Origin of the sequence: Knoellia sp. 3-2P3, from assembly GCF_029223115.1 — a bacterium.
GTDB lineage: Bacteria > Actinomycetota > Actinomycetes > Actinomycetales > Dermatophilaceae > Pedococcus_A.
This window is the reverse complement of record NZ_JARGZE010000005.1, coordinates 1-17,892: the sequence shown is the minus strand read 5'-3', so window position 1 is coordinate 17,892 and position 17,892 is coordinate 1. Positions and strand designations below refer to the sequence as shown.

The 17,892-nt window shown below is 72.3% G+C and carries 19 protein-coding genes; 10 read left to right on the top strand and 9 right to left on the bottom strand.

Annotation, left to right across the window (positions count from 1 at the left end; genetic code table 11):
- Positions 1-5: 5 nt before the first annotated feature.
- Positions 6-686 carry a pyridoxamine 5'-phosphate oxidase gene (pdxH, locus tag P0Y31_RS14480; RefSeq protein WP_275870583.1) on the bottom strand — a complete coding sequence of 227 codons (681 nt, stop codon included), beginning with the start codon at positions 684-686 and terminating at the stop codon, positions 6-8.
- A gap of 47 nt (positions 687-733) precedes the next feature.
- Between pdxH and P0Y31_RS14475 the strand changes: the two genes are divergently transcribed.
- A complete protein-coding gene (locus P0Y31_RS14475; RefSeq protein ID WP_275870580.1) occupies positions 734-1,138 on the top strand; it encodes a hypothetical protein in 405 nt (134 codons plus the stop codon).
- Positions 1,139-1,236: 98 nt separating this feature from the next.
- Here the strand turns inward: P0Y31_RS14475 and P0Y31_RS14470 are convergent, their stop codons facing one another.
- Positions 1,237-1,959, bottom strand: a complete 723-nt coding sequence (locus tag P0Y31_RS14470; protein ID WP_275870577.1) for a hypothetical protein — start codon at positions 1,957-1,959, stop codon at positions 1,237-1,239.
- Positions 1,960-2,168: 209 nt separating this feature from the next.
- On the opposite strand from P0Y31_RS14470, the gene P0Y31_RS14465 reads away from it, so the two are divergent.
- From P0Y31_RS14465 to P0Y31_RS14455, 3 genes are read left to right on the top strand one after another with little or no spacing between them, the layout of a single operon-like run.
- On the top strand, positions 2,169-3,365 hold the full coding sequence (locus P0Y31_RS14465; protein WP_275870575.1) for a sensor histidine kinase: 1,197 nt from the start codon (positions 2,169-2,171) through the stop codon (positions 3,363-3,365).
- The gene (locus P0Y31_RS14460; protein WP_275870573.1) at positions 3,362-4,024 is read left to right on the top strand and encodes a response regulator transcription factor; all 663 of its coding nucleotides are present in this window, start codon (positions 3,362-3,364) and stop codon (positions 4,022-4,024) included. The genes P0Y31_RS14465 and P0Y31_RS14460 overlap by 4 nt, the downstream gene beginning before the upstream one ends.
- Positions 4,025-4,065: 41 nt before the next feature.
- A complete protein-coding gene (locus P0Y31_RS14455; protein WP_275870571.1) occupies positions 4,066-4,953 on the top strand; it encodes an oxygenase MpaB family protein in 888 nt (295 codons plus the stop codon).
- Between the two features lie 34 nt (positions 4,954-4,987).
- Here P0Y31_RS14455 and P0Y31_RS14450 read toward each other — a convergent pair whose 3' ends face one another.
- Positions 4,988-6,265 (bottom strand): MFS transporter, encoded by a 1,278-nt coding sequence (locus P0Y31_RS14450; protein WP_275870569.1) that lies wholly within the window; start codon positions 6,263-6,265, stop codon positions 4,988-4,990.
- 42 nt (positions 6,266-6,307) lie between these two features.
- Here P0Y31_RS14450 and P0Y31_RS14445 point away from each other — a divergent pair, with 42 nt between their 5' ends.
- On the top strand, positions 6,308-7,072 hold the full coding sequence (locus P0Y31_RS14445) for an NYN domain-containing protein (RefSeq protein WP_275870566.1): 765 nt from the start codon (positions 6,308-6,310) through the stop codon (positions 7,070-7,072).
- A 3-nt stretch (positions 7,073-7,075) separates the two neighbouring features.
- Here P0Y31_RS14445 and P0Y31_RS14440 read toward each other — a convergent pair whose 3' ends face one another.
- Positions 7,076-7,666: a pentapeptide repeat-containing protein gene (locus P0Y31_RS14440; RefSeq protein ID WP_275870563.1), complete on the bottom strand. Its 591-nt coding sequence runs from the start codon at positions 7,664-7,666 to the stop codon at positions 7,076-7,078.
- Between the two features lie 107 nt (positions 7,667-7,773).
- Between P0Y31_RS14440 and P0Y31_RS14435 the strand changes: the two genes are divergently transcribed.
- From P0Y31_RS14435 to P0Y31_RS14420, 4 genes are all read left to right on the top strand, one after another.
- A complete protein-coding gene (locus P0Y31_RS14435) occupies positions 7,774-8,871 on the top strand; it encodes a citrate synthase 2 (protein ID WP_275870561.1) in 1,098 nt (365 codons plus the stop codon).
- Positions 8,872-9,044: 173 nt separating this feature from the next.
- Positions 9,045-10,037 carry a type IV toxin-antitoxin system AbiEi family antitoxin domain-containing protein gene (locus P0Y31_RS14430; protein WP_275870559.1) on the top strand — a complete coding sequence of 331 codons (993 nt, stop codon included), beginning with the start codon at positions 9,045-9,047 and terminating at the stop codon, positions 10,035-10,037.
- Between the two features lie 259 nt (positions 10,038-10,296).
- The gene (gene serC / locus P0Y31_RS14425; protein ID WP_275870557.1) at positions 10,297-11,424 is read left to right on the top strand and encodes a phosphoserine transaminase; all 1,128 of its coding nucleotides are present in this window, start codon (positions 10,297-10,299) and stop codon (positions 11,422-11,424) included.
- Between the two features lie 103 nt (positions 11,425-11,527).
- The gene (locus P0Y31_RS14420; RefSeq protein WP_275870555.1) at positions 11,528-12,757 is read left to right on the top strand and encodes a lytic transglycosylase domain-containing protein; all 1,230 of its coding nucleotides are present in this window, start codon (positions 11,528-11,530) and stop codon (positions 12,755-12,757) included.
- Between the two features lie 103 nt (positions 12,758-12,860).
- Here the strand turns inward: P0Y31_RS14420 and P0Y31_RS14415 are convergent, their stop codons facing one another.
- The 3 genes from P0Y31_RS14415 to P0Y31_RS14405 form a co-directional block, all read right to left on the bottom strand.
- Complete coding sequence (locus P0Y31_RS14415; RefSeq protein ID WP_275870552.1) at positions 12,861-14,147, bottom strand: MFS transporter; 1,287 nt, start codon at positions 14,145-14,147, stop codon at positions 12,861-12,863.
- Positions 14,144-14,602 carry a MarR family transcriptional regulator gene (locus P0Y31_RS14410; RefSeq protein WP_275870550.1) on the bottom strand — a complete coding sequence of 153 codons (459 nt, stop codon included), beginning with the start codon at positions 14,600-14,602 and terminating at the stop codon, positions 14,144-14,146. Before P0Y31_RS14410 ends, P0Y31_RS14415 begins: the two co-directional genes overlap by 4 nt.
- A 137-nt stretch (positions 14,603-14,739) precedes the next feature.
- Positions 14,740-16,230 carry an NCS2 family permease gene (locus P0Y31_RS14405; RefSeq protein ID WP_275870547.1) on the bottom strand — a complete coding sequence of 497 codons (1,491 nt, stop codon included), beginning with the start codon at positions 16,228-16,230 and terminating at the stop codon, positions 14,740-14,742.
- A 51-nt stretch (positions 16,231-16,281) separates the two neighbouring features.
- Here P0Y31_RS14405 and P0Y31_RS14400 point away from each other — a divergent pair, with 51 nt between their 5' ends.
- Positions 16,282-16,560 carry a DUF2530 domain-containing protein gene (locus P0Y31_RS14400; RefSeq protein WP_275870545.1) on the top strand — a complete coding sequence of 93 codons (279 nt, stop codon included), beginning with the start codon at positions 16,282-16,284 and terminating at the stop codon, positions 16,558-16,560.
- A 75-nt stretch (positions 16,561-16,635) separates the two neighbouring features.
- Here the strand turns inward: P0Y31_RS14400 and P0Y31_RS14395 are convergent, their stop codons facing one another.
- Together P0Y31_RS14395 and P0Y31_RS14390 are read right to left on the bottom strand one after the other, a co-directional pair.
- Positions 16,636-17,373, bottom strand: a complete 738-nt coding sequence (locus tag P0Y31_RS14395; protein ID WP_275870543.1) for a DUF3027 domain-containing protein — start codon at positions 17,371-17,373, stop codon at positions 16,636-16,638.
- A 1-nt stretch (position 17,374) separates the two neighbouring features.
- Positions 17,375-17,770 (bottom strand): cold shock domain-containing protein, encoded by a 396-nt coding sequence (locus P0Y31_RS14390; RefSeq protein ID WP_275870540.1) that lies wholly within the window; start codon positions 17,768-17,770, stop codon positions 17,375-17,377.
- Positions 17,771-17,892 lie beyond the last annotated feature (122 nt).

Here is a 17,892-nt window from a genome sequence, read left to right as displayed (position 1 = left end):
GACGGCTAGGGCTGGCGGCGGTGCAGCCGCCACGCGGTGGGCTCGTCGAGCGAGCCCTCCCCCACGCGCGTGAACACGAGGCGGTCGTGCAACCGGCTGCGCCGGCCGGCCCAGAACTCGACCTCGTCGCAGACCACCCGGTAGCCGCCCCAGAAGTCGGGGACGGGCACGTCGTCGACGTTGCCGCGGTCCGGCCACTGCGCGGCATACCGCTCGTAGGCCTCCTCGAGGTCCGCCCTGCCCTCGATCGGCCGCGACTGCTGCGAGGCCCAGGCGCTGATGCGCGAGGCCCAGGGCCGCGAACCGAAGTAGCCCGCGACCTCCTCACGGGTCAGCGGCTCGGCGGCCCCGCGGAACCGGATGGCGCGGAACATCGCCGGCCAGGTGAGCGAGGCGGCGATGCCGCCGGTCGCGGCGATCTCCAGGCCCTTGGTCGACTCGGTGTTGGTGACGAACCCCGGCCCCCGCTCGTCGAAGAAGCGCATGAGCACCGTGCGCACGTTGGGCCGGCCGTCGGGGTCGACGGTGGCCACGGACAGCGCGAGCGGCTCGGGCACGTCTCCGAGCTCGCGCGAGCGCGCCTGGGCCTCGGCCACCCACTGCTGCGCCTGCTGCCAGGGTGTCGGGGCGACATCTACCTCGGAGAGCCCCTCGCCGGTGTAGTCCACACGGTGCGCATCGGTCATGGCACGAGATTAGGGTGAGAGCCCAGCCACGACACAGGGAGGCGCGAATGCCAGATCGGGGCAAGGCAGTCGGCAACATCGTCAAGTGGGGCGTGAAGTACGGCCCCCACGTCGTCGTGCTCGCGCAACAGGCCAAGGACCCGGCGATGGCGGCGGCCAAGAAGGCGATGGAGCGCCAGAAGGCCCGCCGCCGCGCGGTGGAGCACGCCGCCACCGTGCGGGAGGGCAGTGTGCTGAAGACCTTCGACCCGCGGCAGGAGTCGGACGAGCCGGTCTGGGTCGTGTTCTCCGGTGAGGAGCCGATCGCGGCGCATCCCACCACCACCACGCCGCTGGCCGAGCTCGTCGCCCGCAGTGACCTGACCATGCGCAAGGCGCCTCACGAGATGCCCTCCACGTCCGAGCGGGTGCGGCAGCTCCCCCGCCAGCTGCCCAAGCGCCGGCCGCGGTAGGGGGTCTCCCGCTCGAAGGCCCCATGAGCACCACGGCGCCCGCCCTCCGTCAACGCGGAGGGCGGGCGCCGTCGTGATGGGTCCCGTGCTGTGCGGGCCTACTGGTGCAGGCGGCTGCGCTGCACGAGCCGGAGGCCGATGAGGGCGAAGGGCGAGAACCCGATGAGCACCATCACCGCGACCACGACGGGCGAGCCGGCCCCGAAGGCCATCAGCCCGGCGACGCCACCGAGGAACGGTGCGATGGTCCACCAGCCCAGCACCCCGGCCCGGGCGAGCCCGACCAGCAGCAGGATCGGCCCGACCAGGCTGAACAGCTCGGTGCCGTCCCACATCCACAGCAGCGAGGCCTCCTTGACGCCGCGGAAGACCTCGACGGCCTGCTCGCTGGAGAGCGCGCGGCCGGCCGAGGCGTTCCACCAGTCGCTGAGCACCATGCCCGACACGTTGGCGAAGCCGATGGTCGTGAGCAGCGCCCCGACCACCGTCAGCCACGCGCCACGGGCCCGGCGCACCAGCGACGGCGCGGCCAGCACCCCGAGGGCGATCGCGAGGTTGCCGTAGTGCAGGAAGAGCGCCGAGACCTGGGTCATCGTCGTGTCACGCGCCAGGGAGGCGATGTAGTCGGCATCGGCCATGGAGTCGGACGGCGGGGAGGTGAACATCCCCAGCGACCAGAGGACGGGTCCGGCGACGAGGGCGGTCGCGGCAGCCACGGGCAGGACCCGGGACGAGGCGCGCCGGGCATCCTCGGCGGCCCCGGAGGTGGACGGTGCGGCGGCGCGGTCGGTGGCGCCGAGGGTGGAGGTGTTGGCGGTCATGGCGATTCCTTCTCGAGGTCGTTCTCGTGGCCCGGACCCTCCGGGCGTCCACCGGTGCTCGGCGACGGGACAACCCTCCGCCGGCCCGCCCTCAGCGCGGCTCCCCCGCGGCGCACCGAGCCGGCCTCCCCCACGAGGCGGACCTCCTCGCCGACCTCTCCCTCCCAAGGGGGATACGCCGGCGCCCCTGCCGCCCTAGGGTTTCGGCCATGTCGACCACCGCCCGCCTGCGCGACCCGCGGCTCGTGCCGTATGCCGCGGCCGTGGCCATGGGCCTGCTCGGCCTCAACGAGGCGTGGTTCGACCCCGAGTTCCACGTCCACTTCGCCGAGCTCGCACTCGCCTCGGCCTGGATCAGTGCGGGCTTCCTCGTCGCCGCTCGCTGGCCCGCTGTGGGGGCCGTCGCGGTGGCCTGCTTCTACCCGTTCAGCACCCTGCTCGGCGCACCCGGTCCGGGCGGCACCGGCCTCATCTCCATGCTCATCGCCGTGGCGTGGGCCGGCTTCGCCGACACCCGCACCCGGTCGCGGGCGGCCGTGCTGGTCAGCATCGCCGTCTTCGTCGCCACCGATGCCGTGCAGCACGGCCTCACCTGGGACACCATCTTCTTCCCCGCGATCTTCGTGCCCGCCTGGTGGACCGGCACCCTCGTGCGGCGGGAGCAGCAGCGCAGCCGGCAGCTCGCCGCGATGGCCGCCGAGATCGACGCCCAGCGCGAGGCCGGCGCCCACGCCGCCGTGGTGGAGGAGCGCGCCCGGATCGCCCGCGAGGTGCACGACTCGGTGGCGCACTCGGTGAGCGTGATGACCCTGCAGATCGGGGGCCTGCGCCGCCAGCTCGACGACGTGCTGCGCGACCGCCCGGCCGAGCGCGAGGTCATGCTCGGCCTCGAGCGGCTCGGGCGGCAGTCGGTGGAGGAGCTGCGGGCGACCGTGGGCATCCTGCGCGACGACTCCGAGACGCCAGCGCCCGTGGCCCCGGCATCGCTCGCCCGGGCCGACGAGCTGGTGGCCGACGTGCGCGCCGCGGGGCTCGACGTGAGCCTGGAGGTGAGCGGCGACCTCGGCGAGCTGCCCCGCGCCCTGGACGTCGCGGCATACCGGGTCGTGCAGGAGGGCCTGACCAACGTGCTCCGGCACGCACCTCAGGCTCACGCCCAAGTGCGGATCCACCGGCAGGACAACGACATCCGCGTCGTGGTCGCCGACGACGGCCGGGGCGCGGGGCGTTCGGGCGTGACCGACCGCGACGGGGCGGAGCCCGCCACCGGCACGGTCGGCGGGCACGGCCTGGTGGGGCTGCGGGAGCGCACCGCGATGTTCGGCGGGTCGTTCGACGCCGGGCCGGTGCCGGGCGGCGGCTTCGAGGTCGACGCCCGCTTCCCCCTCGACCGGAGGTGGTCATGACCATCAGGGTGGCGCTGGTCGACGACGAGGCCATGGTGCGGGTCGGGCTGCGCATGGTGCTGTCGGCCGAGCCCGACATCGAGGTGGTCGGCGAGGCCGCGGACGGCGCGGCTGCCGTCGACGTCGTGGCGCAGACCAGCCCGGACGTCGTGCTGATGGACGTGCGGATGCCCCACGTCGACGGCATCGAGGGGTCACGGCGGGTGCTGGCCGCCAGCCCCCAGACGAGGGTCGTCGTCCTCACGACCTTCGGCGAGGACGAGTACCTCGAGGGCGCGCTGCGGGCGGGGGTGAGCGGTTTCCTGCTCAAGGTCTCGCCGCCGGAGCAGCTCATCGACGCCGTGCGCGCGGTGGCCGGTGGCGGTGGGCTGCTCGACCCCTCGGTCACGCTGCGGGTGATCGAGTCGTTCGCCGCCGCGCCGCCCGGACGGACCCAGCGGTCGGCCGTGCTCGACACGCTGACCGCCCGCGAGCGCGACGTGCTCGCCCTGCTGGCCCGCGGGATGTCGAACGCCGAGATCGCCGCCGACCTCTACCTCGGCGAGGCGACGGTGAAGACCCACGTCTCGAGCGTGCTGATGAAGCTGGGCCTGCGTGACCGGGTGCAGGCCGTGGTCGCCGCCTACGAGACCGGTCTGGTGCGCCCGGGCGAGGCCTGAACGGGCGGAACCTCGAGCGCCGCTGTGCCGTTCGACGTCACGTGAGCCCACTCGACCCCGCCCTCAGCCTGGCGCGCACCCAGCTCGCGAGCGCCCTGCGGTCGCGAGTGGCCGGTGAGGACGCCCGGGAGAAGGCCGCAGCGATCTGGCTCACCGAGGGCCCACGGTGGTTCGCCCCTGACGACCCCATCTGGCGGGTGCACGCCGACGCCTCGATGTTCCCGGCCGGCATCCGCGCCCTGCTGCTGCAGTCGCTGCACCCGCTGGCCATGGCCGGCGTCGCGGGCCACTCCGGCTACAAGGGCGACCCGTGGGGCCGCCTGCAGCGCACCAGCGAGTTCCTCGCCACGACGACGTTCGGCACGATCGAGCACGCGGAGCGGCAGATCGCCCGGGTGCGCGGCATCCACCGCCGGGTGCGCGGGGTCGCCCCGGACGGTCGGGCCTACGCCGCCGACGACCCGCACCTGCTGCGCTGGGTGCACCTCACCGAGGCCGACAGCTTCCTCACCTCCTACCAGCGCTACGCCCAGCAGCCCCTCACCCCCGGGGAGGCCGACACCTACGTCGAGCAGACCGCCGTCGTCGCCAGCCGCCTCGGGGTGCTCGACCCGCCGACGACCGTGGCGCAGCTGCGTGAGGGCATCGAGGCCTACCGCCCCGAGCTCGCCAGCACCCCCGAGGCGCGCGAGGCGGCCCGCTTCCTGCTCGTGCACCCGCCGCTGCCGCTGGCCGCACGAACCGGGTATGCCGCGCTGGCGGCCGGTGCCGTGGCGATGCTGCCCCGGTGGGCCCGCCGGCCGCTGCGGCTGCCGTGGCTGCCGGTCACCGAGCACCTGGTGGGGCGGCCGCTCGGTGGTGCGGCGACCGCGGTGGTGCGCTGGGCGATGCGCACCGACGAGGACGTGCGCCACCGCCGCTCGGCCTGATCGCAGCCCTCGCCCACGCGCACCTGGCGCGCCGTCAGGGCGTCGGGTGGCGGGAGTCGTAGCGGACGAAGCCGGGCTGCAGGCGGGCGAGGACGCCGATGGCCAGGACACACAGCAGGCCACCGACCACGGCGGTCCAGCCCTCCCCCAGCACCTTCGTCGCGAGGCCGCCGGCCAGCTCCCCGAGCCGCGGGCCGCCCGCGACGACGACGATGAAGACGCCCTGGAGGCGCCCGCGCAGGTGGTCGGGCGTGGCCGACTGCAGGATGGTCGTGCGGAAGACGGCGCTCACGGAGTCGGACGCCCCGGCCACGGCCATGCAGGCGAGCCCGGCCCACAGCGCCTGCTGCTGGGTGAGGGCGCCACCGCTGGCGAGCATCGCCACGCCGAAGCCCGCGATGGCGAAGCCCCACCCGACGATGCTGACGAGGATCGCCACGCCCTGGCGTCGCACGTGGCCGAGCCGGCCCGAGAACGCCATGGCCACGATGCCGCCCACCGCCGCGGCGGCGCTGAGGGCGCCGACCGTCTTGGCGCCGCCGCCGAAGATGACGGCGCCGGCAGCCGGGAACAGCACCCGGGGCTGGGCCAGCAGCATCGCGGCGATGTCGGCCACGAAGGTCATGCGCACGTTGGGCCGGGTGCTGAGGAAGCGGAAGCCGTCGAGCACCGAACGCAGCCCGGGCCTCGTCGCGGCGTGCTCGTCGTCGTGCGGCTCGGGCGGCAGGGCACGCAGGCGCCAGAGCCCCCACAGCGCGGCCGTCGTGACGACGGCGTCGACGGCGTAGGCCGTGCGGAAGCCTCCCCAGTCGACCAGCACGCCCGCGAGCAGCGGGCCGACGGTGAGCGAGGCGTTCATGGCGAACACCGAGAGCGCGTTGGCCGCCGGCACCAGGCGGGACTCGAGGATGCGCGGGTAGATCGAGGTGCGCGACGGCGAGGCCACGGCGAACGAGCCGTTCCACATGGCGACCAGGGCATAGAGCACCCAGACGTTGGTGTTGCCCAGGAAGGCCTGCACCGCGCACAGGATGCTGGTGAGCCAGCTGGCGCCTTGGGCCGCGAGCGCGACCAGCCGGCGGTCGTGGTGGTCGGCGAGCGAGCCGCCGTAGAGCCCGAGCCCGACGAGTGGCACCAGCGCGAAGAGACCGACGAGACCGACCGCGGCCGTGGACTTCGTGAGGTCGTAGACCTGCAGGCCGATGGTCACCGTGGCCATCTGCGAGCCGATGTTGCTGAACGTGAAGCCGGTGTAGAGCCGCCGGTACTCGGGGCTGACGCGCAGCGGCGTCAGGTCGAGCAGCAAGGGCACAGGCAGGACCCTACGACGCGGTGTCGGCTAGCGTGCAGCCGCATGGAAGCCAAGGCGCGGATCGCGCTGCTCATCGACGCCGACAACGTGTCGGCCCGCCGGATCGACCTCATCCTCAACGAGCTGTCCGGCTATGGCGAGACGAGCATCCGGCGCGCCTACGGCAACTGGACCAAGCCCGAGCTGCGGGGGTGGGCGGGGGTGCTCCACGAGAACGCCATCCGGCCCATGCAGCAGTACGACTACACCAGCGGCAAGAACGCCAGCGACATGGCGCTCGTCGTCGACGCCATGGCCCTGCTCTACACCGACCGGCCCGAGGCCTTCGCGATCGTCTCCTCCGACGGCGACTTCACCCCCCTCGTCATGCACCTGCGCGAGAAGGGCGCAGCCGTCTACGGGTTCGGCGAGCGCAAGACCCCGGAGCCCTTCAAGAGCGCCTGCTCGCGGTTCCTCGTGCTCGACCAGCTCGACGTCGAGGAGGAGGAGACCGCGGCGGCCGACACGACCGAGGCCGAGGCCCGGCCTGCGCGGCTGCGGGTGCCCACCACCGAGCTCAAGAAGGACGCCAAGCTCGTCACGCTGCTCCGCCGGGCCGTTCAGGGGGCCGCCGACGACGACGGCTGGGCGCTCGTGGGAACCGTCGGCCAGCACATCGCGAACCAGTCGTCGTTCGACCCGCGCAACTACGGCTACGCCAAGCTCAGCAGGCTGCTCGAGGCGACCGACCTGTTCGACATGAAGGACGAGGGCAAGCCCACCCTCGCCGTGCGGGACAAGCGGGTCGCCAGGGACGGCAGGCAATAGGGCTCAGTCGGCGACGGTGATGCCGAGCTGGTCGGCCAGCCCGGGGGCGAGGTCGAACAGCTGGAGGCGGGAGATCGTCGCGCCCGACAGGCTGGCCAGCCCGCGCGGTGCCGCCAGGTGTGCCCCGCTGAGGTCGACCGCCTTCATCTGCGCCTGGTTGAAGTCGGGACCCACGAGCCGGCAGCCCTCGAAGGTGACCTGCTGCAGGGTCGCAGCACCGAAGTCGGGCTCGGTCAGCACGCAGTCGACGAACGCCACCTCCCGCAGGTCTGCCCCGCGCAGGTTGAGGTAGTCGATCTTGCCGCCCTCGACCCGCACCCGCCGCAGCTCGGACCCGTGGAGCTGCACCGCCCCCAGTCGCGCCCCCGAGACGACGCAGTCCAGCCACTCGCTCTCGGCGAGGTCGACGCCGGCTCCGCGCACGGCATACAGGGTCGTGTCCGCGAAGCGAGCCCGCGGTGCCCGCAGCTCGGTGAGGTCGCACTCCTCGAACCGGCACTCCAGGAAGCGTGCGCTCCCGGCGTCCTGCCCGGTCAGGTCACCGGTGAAGACCTCGGCGTCGAAGTCGCCGTCGGCGGTCAGGCGAGGGGTCACCATACGGGCGTCGCAGACATGTGCATGGACGCCATGTTGGCCCATCACGCCGACAGTGCAGAATGGCAGCGCCGACAACGACGCCGAGCAAGGGATGGGGACCTCCGATGTCCGACAGTGACTTCAAGCCAGGGCTCGAGGGAGTCATCGCGTTCGAGTCCGAGATCGCCGAGCCCGACAAGGAGGGCGGCGCCCTCCGGTACCGCGGCGTCGACATCAACGACCTCGTCGGCCGGGTCTCCTTCGGCCAGGTGTGGGGGCTACTCGTCGACAACGAGTTCGACCCGGGCCTGCCGCCCGCCGAGCCGTTCCCGCTGCCGATCCACTCCGGTGACGTGCGGGTCGACGTCCAGGCCGCGCTGGCGACCCTCGCCCCGCTGTGGGGGTTCCGGCCGCTGCTCGACATCGACCCCGAGACCGCCCGCGACAACCTCGCCCGCGCCTCGGTGACGGCGCTGTCGTTCGTGGCGCAGTCGGCCCGTGGGCTGCAGCAGCCGATGATCCCGCAGCGCGAGGTAGACAGGGGAAAGACCATCGTCGAGCGGTTCATGATCCGCTGGCGCGGCGAGCCCGACCCGCGTCACGTCGAAGCCGTCGACGCCTACTGGGTCTCGGCTGCCGAGCACGGCATGAACGCCTCGACCTTCAGCGCCCGCGTCATCGCCTCCACCGGCGCCGACGTGGCCGCCTGCCTGTCCGGTGCCGTCGGGGCGATGTCGGGCCCGCTGCACGGTGGTGCCCCCTCGCGGGTGCTGCACATGATCGAGGGCGTCGAGCAGACCGGCGACGCCACGGCCTACGTCAAGGACGTGCTCGACAAGGGCGAGCGGCTCATGGGCTTCGGCCACCGCGTCTACCGCGCCGAGGACCCCCGCGCCCGGGTGCTGCGGGCGACCTGTGAGCGGCTGGGCGCGCCCCGCTTCGAGGTGGCGGCCGCCTTGGAGAAGGCTGCCCTCGACGAGCTGCACGCCCGGCGCCCCGACCGGGTGCTGGCGACCAACGTGGAGTTCTGGGCGGCCGTGCTCCTCGACTTCGCCGAGGTGCCCGCGTCGATGTTCACGCCCATGTTCACCTGCGCCCGCTCGGCCGGCTGGTCGGCGCACATCCTCGAGCAGAAGAAGACCGGGCGCCTCATCCGGCCCAGCTCGCGCTACGTCGGCCCCGGCCCGCGGCCCGTGGAGTCCGTCGCCGGCTGGCGCGGCTGACCGCCTTCCCCTGCAGCAACTTCTGCTAGCAGGGGTTGCTGCCGACTACCTATGTTGCTGCATACCCCTGCGGCAGCAGTCTCTGCTGAGTCGGGCGACCGCAACGGCCTGCGCGACCCGAGTTGTCCACAGGCCCGCAGCGCCGACCTTGCTGCATCCGGCACCCTGCCGGGATGGAGCTGCACGACCTCGCCCGGCACAACGTGGTGTCGACCCGCGACGCCACCACGCTGGGACTCGGACCGTCCGATCTGCGCCGGATGGTCAGGCAGGGCGAGATCCGCCGGCTCATCCGCGGCTGGTATGCCGTCGGCTCGCCCGACGCGGACCGTCCACCGTGGGAGGGCGAGGACGAGTGGGAGACTGCCCGGGCCGAACACCGCCTCCTGACCATCGCCCTGTTGCGGTCGTTCGAGGGCCGCGTAGTGGCGAGTCACCAGTCCGCGCTGGTGCTCCACGGTGTTCGGCTGTGGAAGTCGGACCTCGAGACCGCCCACGTCTGCCGCACCGACGACGACCACACCCGTCGGCGAGCGGCGGCCGTCCTGCACCCGGCGTGCGGTGTCGATCCGGTGAAGACCGCTGACGGCTTCCTCACCGTGCCGGTCGCGACCGCGGTCGTCCAGGCCGGCCTCCACGCTCCACGAGACGGTCTCCCGCCATTCCCCTTCGAGAGCCTGGTGGCGGCAGACGGCGCACTCCACGACGGCCTGGTCACCAAGGAGGAGCTCGAGGCCGCGGTCAGGGCGCACAGCCGGCTCCCCGGCATTCATGGGGTGCGGACCCTCCTCGCGCACGCGGATGGTCGCCACGAGTCGGTCGGGGAGACCCGGTTGGCACACACCATGCGCGCCCTGGGCTACCAGTTCACGCCGCAGGTGAAGGTGACCGCCGGGGGTCGGCGCTGGCGGGTTGACTTCGTACTCGACGACGACCCGGTCATCGTGGAGTTCGACGGCCTCGCGAAGTACTCAGGCGGGCTCATGAACCCGGCGCCAGAACAGCTGCGCAAGGCGCTCGCCCTGGAGAAGTGGCGCGAGGACCGACTGCGCAGCACCGAGCGCGAGGTGGTGCGCTTCGTCTGGGCAGAGGCCGATGACGCCCCCGTGGTGCGGACCCGGCTCGACGCGGCCATCGCGCGGGCACGCGGCCGCCTCGGAGCCTGACCTCAACGGGTCCGCTGCGACTCGACTCATCACGACACAGCACAGGATGCTGCCGCACGGGTATGCAGCAACGTGGGTCGGCGGCAGCAACTTCTGCTAGCAGAAGTTGCTGCACGAAAGGCGGGCGGAACGTCCGGTTGGTGGACCTCACGTCCCACAGAGCGGACAGCGGTGCCAGACTGGTGGCCGACAACGGCGTCGCCAGACCACCAGCCAGCCGACCGCAGACCGCGGCCACCGAACCCGAAGGTGACTTGACGTGACCGAGAGCGCCCCGCTGACCCTCCCCGCCGAGCTGCTGCCCCAGGACGGGCGGTTCGGCTCCGGTCCGTCGAAGGTCCGGCCCGAGCAGGTCGACTACCTCGCCTCCCTCGGCACGACCGTGCTCGGCACCTCGCACCGCCAGGCCCCGGTGAAGAACCTCGTCGGCGCGGTCCGCGAGGGCATCGGCGAGCTGTTCGGCCTGCCCGACGGCTACGAGGTCGTCCTCGGCAACGGCGGCTCGACGGCCTTCTGGGACATCGCCGCCTTCGGCCTGGTCCGCGAACGCGCCCAGCACCTGAGCTTCGGCGAGTTCTCGTCCAAGTTCGCCAGCGTCACCCAGAACGCCCCCTTCCTCGGCGACTCGACCGTCATCAAGGCCGAGCCCGGCACGCTGAGCTCCCCGCAGGCCGAGGCCGGTGTCGACGTCTACGCCTGGCCGCACAACGAGACCTCCACCGGCGTCATGGCCCCGGTCAAGCGGGTCGCCGGCGCCGACGAGGGCTCCCTCGTGCTCATCGACGCGACCTCCGGCGCCGGCGGCCTGCCCGTCGACGTCCGCGAGTCCGACGTCTACTACTTCGGCCCGCAGAAGTGCTTCGCGGCCGACGGCGGCCTCTGGCTGGCGGTCTTCTCCCCGACCGCCCTGGCCCGGGTCGAGGAGATCGCCGCGTCAGGCCGCTGGGTGCCCGACTTCTTCTCGCTGCCGACCGCGATCGACAACTCCCGCAAGAACCAGACCTACAACACCCCGGCCGTCGGCACCCTGGCCCTGCTCAAGGCCCAGCTCGAGTGGATCAACGGCAACGGCGGTCTCGACTGGGCGGTCAAGCGCACGGCCGACTCCAGCGGGCGTCTCTACGACTGGGCCGAGCGCACGTCCTACACCACGCCCTACGTGGCCGACCCGGCCGCGCGCTCCCAGGTCGTGGCGACCATCGACTTCGCCGACGACGTCGACGCGGCCGCGGTGGCCAAGACCCTGCGCGCCAACGGCGTCGTCGACGTCGAGCCCTACCGCAAGCTGGGCCGCAACCAGCTGCGCGTGGCGACGTTCCCCTCCGTCGAGCCCGACGACGTGTCGGCCCTGATCGCCTGTGTGGAGCACATCGTCGAGCGCCTCTGACCTGCGAACGCGCCCTTTCGGGCGTAACCTGCGCGCCGGCCCGTCGTTGGTCCGGGTGGACCACCCCGGGGATGGGGCACGCGGACACGAGGAGAAGCACGCAATGACGCGGGACGTGCGACTGACCTGGCGCACCTTTGCCGGCGCCCTGCCGGCGGTGGCCCTGATCGGCAGCGGATCGGTGCTCGTCGGCACCGGTGGGGCGTCGGCGGAGCACGTCACCGCCGGGTCCAAGCCCATCGTGACGGTGCCCGCCACACCGCTGACGCGTCCCGCGGCCCCGGTGCTGCCGCCGCTGCCGCCCATCCCCGACGAGGTGGCGCCCTCGCTGCCGTCGGCCACCAGCCCCGACCTCGCCCCTGCCCTCGCGGCCAGCGGCATCCCCTCGCGCGCCCTCGACGCCTACAAGCGGGGCGCCACGCTGGTCGACGCGGCCGACCCCGCATGCGGGATCGACTGGGCGCTCATCGCCGCGATCGGCAAGGTCGAGAGCGACCACGGACGGTATGCCGGTAACGGCCTCGACGAGTCCGGCACCGTCCGCCCGGGCATCTACGGGCTGCCGCTGGACGGCAGCAACGACACCGCGGTCATCCGCGACACCGACGGCGGCGCCCTCGACCGCGACACCGAGTGGGACCGCGCCGTGGGGCCGATGCAGTTCATCCCCGGCACCTGGCGCACGGTGGGGGTCGACGCCGACGGCGACGGCACGAAGAACCCGCAGAACATGTCCGACGCGGCCACCTCGACCGCCGTCTACCTCTGCTCCGGCCCCGGTGACCTCACCCAGGGCTCCGACCTCCGCTCGGCGGTCCTGCGCTACAACCACAGCGACGCCTACGTCAGCCAGGTCGTCGCCATCGCCGACGGCTACCGGCGCGGAGTCACCGTGCTGCCCAGCGGCGACCTCTCCGCGGCCCAGCGCGCCGCGACCCCCTACCTCCCCTCGGGGTCCTCCGCACCGGAGGGCGGGACCGCAGCGAAGGGCTCCACCGCGTCGGCACCGTCCCCGCGCTCGACGCCGTCGGCTCGCGCGGCCGGCGGCTCCGGCTCCGGCTCGGGCACCACCGGCGGCTCGGGCGACGAGGCGACCACCAGCCCGACCCCCTCACCCTCGTCGACCACGGGCGTGGGCGGTGTCGTCGAAGACCTGACAAAGCCGCTGAAGCCGAAGCCGACGTCGACCCCCACGTCGACCTCGAGCCCCTCCCCCACCACGACGTCGGCGCCCGAGCCGGTCGAGCCCGTCACCAACGCGCTGGGTCAGCTCGTCTGCCCCGCCGGGTACGAGCTGCGGCTCACCGTTCCGCCGATGTGCTACCCGAAGTAGTCAGCCGCCGACCGAACCAGTCAGCCGACGAGCGCGGCGACCACGGCCACGGCGACCACGGCCACCAGCACCGCGATGGTGACCCGTCGCCGGAACGCCGGGGTCACCGGGCCGCCTCGGGCACGGCCTCGGACACCGGCGAGGTGCTGACCCGGAACCGGGGACGTCGCTGCGACTCGTAGCTCACGCGGACATTCTCGTGGCGGGCCAGCCAGACCGAAACACCGGCCAGCGCCATTCCCACGGCCACGGTGCCGATCGCGATGGTCCAGCGGGGCCCGAAGACGTCGCCGATCCAGCCGATGATGGGCGCCCCGACGGGCGTGCCGCCCATGAAGATCGCCATGTAGAGCGCCATGACCCGGCCCCGCATGTAGGGCTCGACGCGCAGCTGCACCATCGCGTTGGCGGTGGTCAGCGCGGTCAGGGCGGCGAGGCCCACCGGCACGAGGGCGACGGCGAAGAGCGTGTAGGTCGGCGCGAGCGCAGCCGCAGCGGTCGCCAGCACGAAGCCCACGAGGGCCGTGAGCAGGATGCGCAGCCGCGGCTCGGAGCGGCGAGCCGAGAGCAGGGCCGCGGCCAGCGACCCGATCGCCATGATCGAGCCGAGCAGGCCGTACTCCTCGGGCCCCTTGTCGAACTCGCGGGTCGCCATCAGGGCGGTGGTGATCTGGAAGTTCATGCCGAAGGTGCCGAGCACGAACACCAGGCCCATGACGAGGATGAGGTCGGGCCGGTTCCTGACGTAGCGCAGCCCGTCGGTGATGGCGCCCTTGCCCCGGGTGACCGGAGCGGGCCGCAGCTCCCTCGGCCGCAGCAGCACGAGCGCGACGAGCACCGCCACGAAGGTCAGGGTGTTGAGCAGAAGCGCCACGCCGGTGTTGAACCAGGCGATGGTCAGGCCGGCGATGCCCGGGCCGATCAGCCGCCCGGCGTTGAACGACGCGCTGTTGAGGGAGACGGCGTTGGCCAGCTTGTCGCGCGGCACCATCTCGGAGACGAACGACTGGCGGGCCGGGTTGTCGATGGCGGTGGCGACACCGGTGAACAGCGCGATGGCGTAGACCATCCACAGCTCGGCCACCCCCGTGACGACGAGCAGGCCGAGCAACAGGCTCGAGGCCGCCAGCCCGGTCTGGGTGAGGACGAGCGTGCGCCGCTTGGGGAACCGGTCGGCGATCATGCCGGCCCACGGCGCCAGCAGCAGGAAGGGCAGGAACTGCAGCCCGGTGACGATGCCCAGCGCCTGCGACGAGTGGTCGGTGAGCTCGGTGAGCACCAGCCAGTCCTGGGCGACCCGGCCCATCCACGTGCCGATGTTGGAGATGAAGGCGCCGGTGGCGTAGATGCGGTAGTTGCGGATGGACAGCGACGAGAACGTCGGGCTCATTCGCTGGCCACCCTCGTCAGGATGGCGGCGGCCTTGCGCAGGACCTCCTGGTCCTCGGGGCTGAGCGCCTTGACGCGCACGGTCATCCACTGGTCGCGTCGGCGGCGGATCTCCTTGAGCACCCGCTTCGCCTCGTCGGTCAGCGACAGGATGACCTGCCGCCCGTCCGAGGGGTCGGCGGTGCGTGCGACGAGGCCACGCTCCACGAGCGCGGCCACCGTGCGCGTCATGCTGGGGGCGCTGACCCGCTCGATCTCCGCCAGCTCACCCGGCGTGCGCGGCGCCTCCTGCAGCCGTGCCAGCACGCTGAACTGGTGCGGCGGCACCTCGTGGGTGCTCTCGAAACGGATGCGGCGCGAGATGCGCATGCAGGCCAGGCGGATCTCGCCGGCCACGGCGGCGACAGCGGAGGGCGACAGGCCCGCGCTCACCGCGCGGCGGTCCGATGACCTCATGGGTCCCTCCTCACTAGATGTTTAGCACAACTCATTACCTGTGCTAACTATTCCGGCGAGGGGTGACAACCCCGCAGACGCGTATGCCGGGTGGCCCCGTGCGGGGACCACCCGGCATACGCGCGGGGCGCCGAAGGTCAGAGGCCGGCGGCGCTGCGCAGCGGATCGATCGCGAAGTAGACCACGAACAGCGCCGAGACACCCCAGAGGATGGGGTGGATCTGGGCGGTCTTGCCGCGGACGACCTTGATCAGGGTGTAGACGACGAAGCCCGCGCCGATGCCCACGGTGATGGAGTAGGTGAACGGCATCAGCACGATGGTGAGGAACGCGGGGATGGCGATCTCGAGGTCGTCCCAGTCGATGCCCTTGACCTGCTGCATCATCAGGAAGCCGACGATGACGAGCGCGGGCGTGGCCGCCTCGTAGGGGACGATGTTGACGAGCGGCGCCAGGAAGGTCGCCAGCAGGAACAGCACACCGGTGACCACCGATGCCAGACCGGTGCGCGCGCCCTCGCCGACACCGGAGGCCGACTCGATGTAGGAGGTGTTCGACGAGACCGAGGCGGCGCCACCGGCCATGGCGGCGACGGAGTCGACGATGAGGATCTTCTCGGCGTTGGGCGGGTTGCCCTCCTTGTCGAGCAGCTTGGCCTCGGAGCCGATCGCGACCATCGTGCCCATCGTGTCGAAGAAGTCGGCCAGCAGCAGGGTGAAGACCAGCAGCAGGGCGGCCACGCCGCCGATCTTCGAGAACGAGCCGAGCAGGCTGAACTGGCCGAGCAGGCCGAAGTCCGGCAGGTCGACGATCGTCTTGGGGATCGCCGGGACGTTCAGGCCCCAGCCGGCCGGGTTGACGACCTCGCCCTTGTCGTTGGCCTGACCGCCGATCTTGGCGATGGTCTCGACGACGACCGCGAGCACGGTGGCGCCGACGATGCCGTAGAGGATCGCTCCCTTCACGCCCTTGACCATCATGACGATGATGGCCAGCAGGCCGGCGACGAAGACCAGCAGCGGCCAGCCCGTGAGGAAGCCGCCGATGCCGAGCTCGACCGGCACCGGGCCGCCGGCCGGCTTGCGCACGAAGCCCGCGTCGACGAACCCGATGATGGTGATGAACAGGCCGATGCCGACGCTGATCGCGGTCTTGAGCTGGGCGGGGATCGCCTTGAAGACCGCCTGCCGGAAGCCGGTGAGCACCAGCACCGTGATGATGATGCCCTCGAGCACCACCAGGCCCATGGCGTCGGCCCAGGTCATCTCCGGGAGCTTGGCCACGCCGAACGTGACGAAGGCGTTGAGGCCGAGGCCGGTGGCCAGTGCCAGCGGGTAGTTGGCGACGACACCCATGAGCAGGGTCATCACACCGGCGACCAAGGCGGTCGCGGCGGCCACCATGTGCAGGTTCGGGGCGGTGCCGCCCCCGAGGAACTGCCCGGTGGAGTCGGCCTGGGTGCCGATGATGAGCGGGTTGAGCACGATGATGTAGGCCATCGTGAAGAAGGTGGCCAGACCGCCGCGGACCTCGCGTCCGACGGTCGAGCCACGCTCGGTGATCTGGAAGAACGAGTCGAGGGCGCCGGTGGAGACGGCCCTGCGCGTCGCGGTGGAGGACTTCGACATGGACAGAAGAGTAGGGCCTGTGGCGGTTTGTCCTGCGGCTAGGCTGCAGACGTGAGACAGTCCAGCGCCAGCCGGCCGACCAACGGCCCGACCAGCCGCTCGACACCCCAGGTCACCGAGCCGCAGCCGCTGCCGTGGCGCACGACCCACGTCGTGCTGTGGGGCATCGCGATCTGGGCCGTGGCGCTGGTCGTCACCCTCGCCGTGCCGGCCCTGCACACCGGCGACCGTTCGTGGTGGCCGTGGGTGTGTGTCGCCGGGATCGTGCTCGGCTTCCTCGGCTACGGCTACGTGCGCCGCGGGCGTGGCAACGCCTCCGACGCCCGCTGAGGGCAGGGCCGCAGCACCACCCGAACCACCGACCGCACCAGCAACCGCACCTCAGACCGGGGCTCGGACCGGCGCTCAGACCAGGTCGTAGGCCTGCTCGTCCACCAGCGGCTCGCCCACGGGCACCGGCAGCTGCTTCTCCACGTCGACCTCGGAGTGGGCGCCGCAGCCGTGGTCAAGACTCACGACGCGGGCGTCGCTCGGGGACCAGGCGTTGGCGCACACGCCGAAAAAAGACCTCAGCGCTCCCGCCATGGGCAGGAAGTAGCCGCACGTCGAGCACGGGGCCGGGGCCTTCTCGGCGACCTCGGAGTGCGGACCGCTGTCGCCCTCGTACCAGCGCTGGGCCGCGGCCTCGCGGCCCTCGGCCGACAGCACGCGCTTGCGCCCCAGTCCCAGCTCCCAGAGCGCCATCTGGTCGACGTCCTCGTCGCCGGTGGCCTCGAAGCCGGGCTCGAGGTTGGGGTCGTCCTCCCGGTAGGGGAGCACGTCGCCGGGCCCGACGTCACCGGGCGCGAGCCGCTCGGCATACGGCACCCACTCCGGCGAGAGCAGCGCGCCCTCGCCGGGCACGAGGTTGGTCTCGCACACCGTGGCGACCTTGCCGCGGGGCACCCGGGCGACCGTGATCGCCCAGCGCCAGCCGGGGTAGGCCTTGGCGGTGCAGGCGAAGTAGTGCGTGGCCAGCCGCTCGTCGACCATCTCCATGCCGAGGTGGCCGCCGACGCTGCCGGTCTCGGCGATCGACTCGGCGGCCTCGCGGGCCAGATCGACCGAGGCCTTCAGCACGGCGTCGTGCTTGGGGGCAGCCACCTCAGGACTCCAGCTGGTCGGCGAGGAAGCGCAGCACGGTGGCGAGCTTGTCGCCGTGCGCCTTGTCGGGCCGGCGACCGCGGCGGAGGGAGGTGGAGGCGTCGTCGAGCAGCTTGATGGTGTCCTCGATGAGGACGACCATCTCCTCGGGCTTCTTGCGGGTCTGCTCGCGCTTGCCCGCGGCGACGCTGGGCGACGGCTCGAGCACGCGCACCGACAGGGCCTGGGCGCCGCGGCGACCCTCGACGATGCCGAAGTCGACGCGGGTGCCCTTCTTCAGCGTGGTGACGCCCTCCGGCAGGGCGCTGGCGTGCAGGAACACGTCCTCACCCTCGTCACCGGCGATGAAGCCGAAGCCCTTGTCCGCGTCGTAGAACCTGACCTTGCCTGTAGGCACTGCCCACCTCTGCCTTTGAAAAGAGCCCTGGAAGTTCGTGTGTGACGGCGCGAGCACTGCGCGCCTCCCGCAAGGCTAACGTGTCGCGGCAAATCGATGAGCCGGTATGCCGCGCCCCCCCC

What these genes read in the sequence shown, in the direction of transcription:
- pdxH (WP_275870583.1), bottom strand. Translation starts at nt 686, where the DNA reads ATGACCGATGCGCACCGTGTGGACTACACCGGCGAGGGGCTCTCCGAG.
- P0Y31_RS14475 (WP_275870580.1), top strand. Translation starts at nt 734, where the DNA reads ATGCCAGATCGGGGCAAGGCAGTCGGCAACATCGTCAAGTGGGGCGTG.
- P0Y31_RS14470 (WP_275870577.1), bottom strand. Translation starts at nt 1,959, where the DNA reads ATGACCGCCAACACCTCCACCCTCGGCGCCACCGACCGCGCCGCCGCA.
- P0Y31_RS14465 (WP_275870575.1), top strand. Translation starts at nt 2,169, where the DNA reads ATGTCGACCACCGCCCGCCTGCGCGACCCGCGGCTCGTGCCGTATGCC.
- P0Y31_RS14460 (WP_275870573.1), top strand. Translation starts at nt 3,362, where the DNA reads ATGACCATCAGGGTGGCGCTGGTCGACGACGAGGCCATGGTGCGGGTC.
- P0Y31_RS14445 (WP_275870566.1), top strand. Translation starts at nt 6,308, where the DNA reads ATGGAAGCCAAGGCGCGGATCGCGCTGCTCATCGACGCCGACAACGTG.
- P0Y31_RS14435 (WP_275870561.1), top strand. Translation starts at nt 7,774, where the DNA reads ATGTCCGACAGTGACTTCAAGCCAGGGCTCGAGGGAGTCATCGCGTTC.
- P0Y31_RS14430 (WP_275870559.1), top strand. Translation starts at nt 9,045, where the DNA reads ATGGAGCTGCACGACCTCGCCCGGCACAACGTGGTGTCGACCCGCGAC.
- P0Y31_RS14420 (WP_275870555.1), top strand. Translation starts at nt 11,528, where the DNA reads ATGACGCGGGACGTGCGACTGACCTGGCGCACCTTTGCCGGCGCCCTG.
- P0Y31_RS14415 (WP_275870552.1), bottom strand. Translation starts at nt 14,147, where the DNA reads ATGAGCCCGACGTTCTCGTCGCTGTCCATCCGCAACTACCGCATCTAC.
- P0Y31_RS14410 (WP_275870550.1), bottom strand. Translation starts at nt 14,602, where the DNA reads ATGAGGTCATCGGACCGCCGCGCGGTGAGCGCGGGCCTGTCGCCCTCC.
- P0Y31_RS14405 (WP_275870547.1), bottom strand. Translation starts at nt 16,230, where the DNA reads ATGTCGAAGTCCTCCACCGCGACGCGCAGGGCCGTCTCCACCGGCGCC.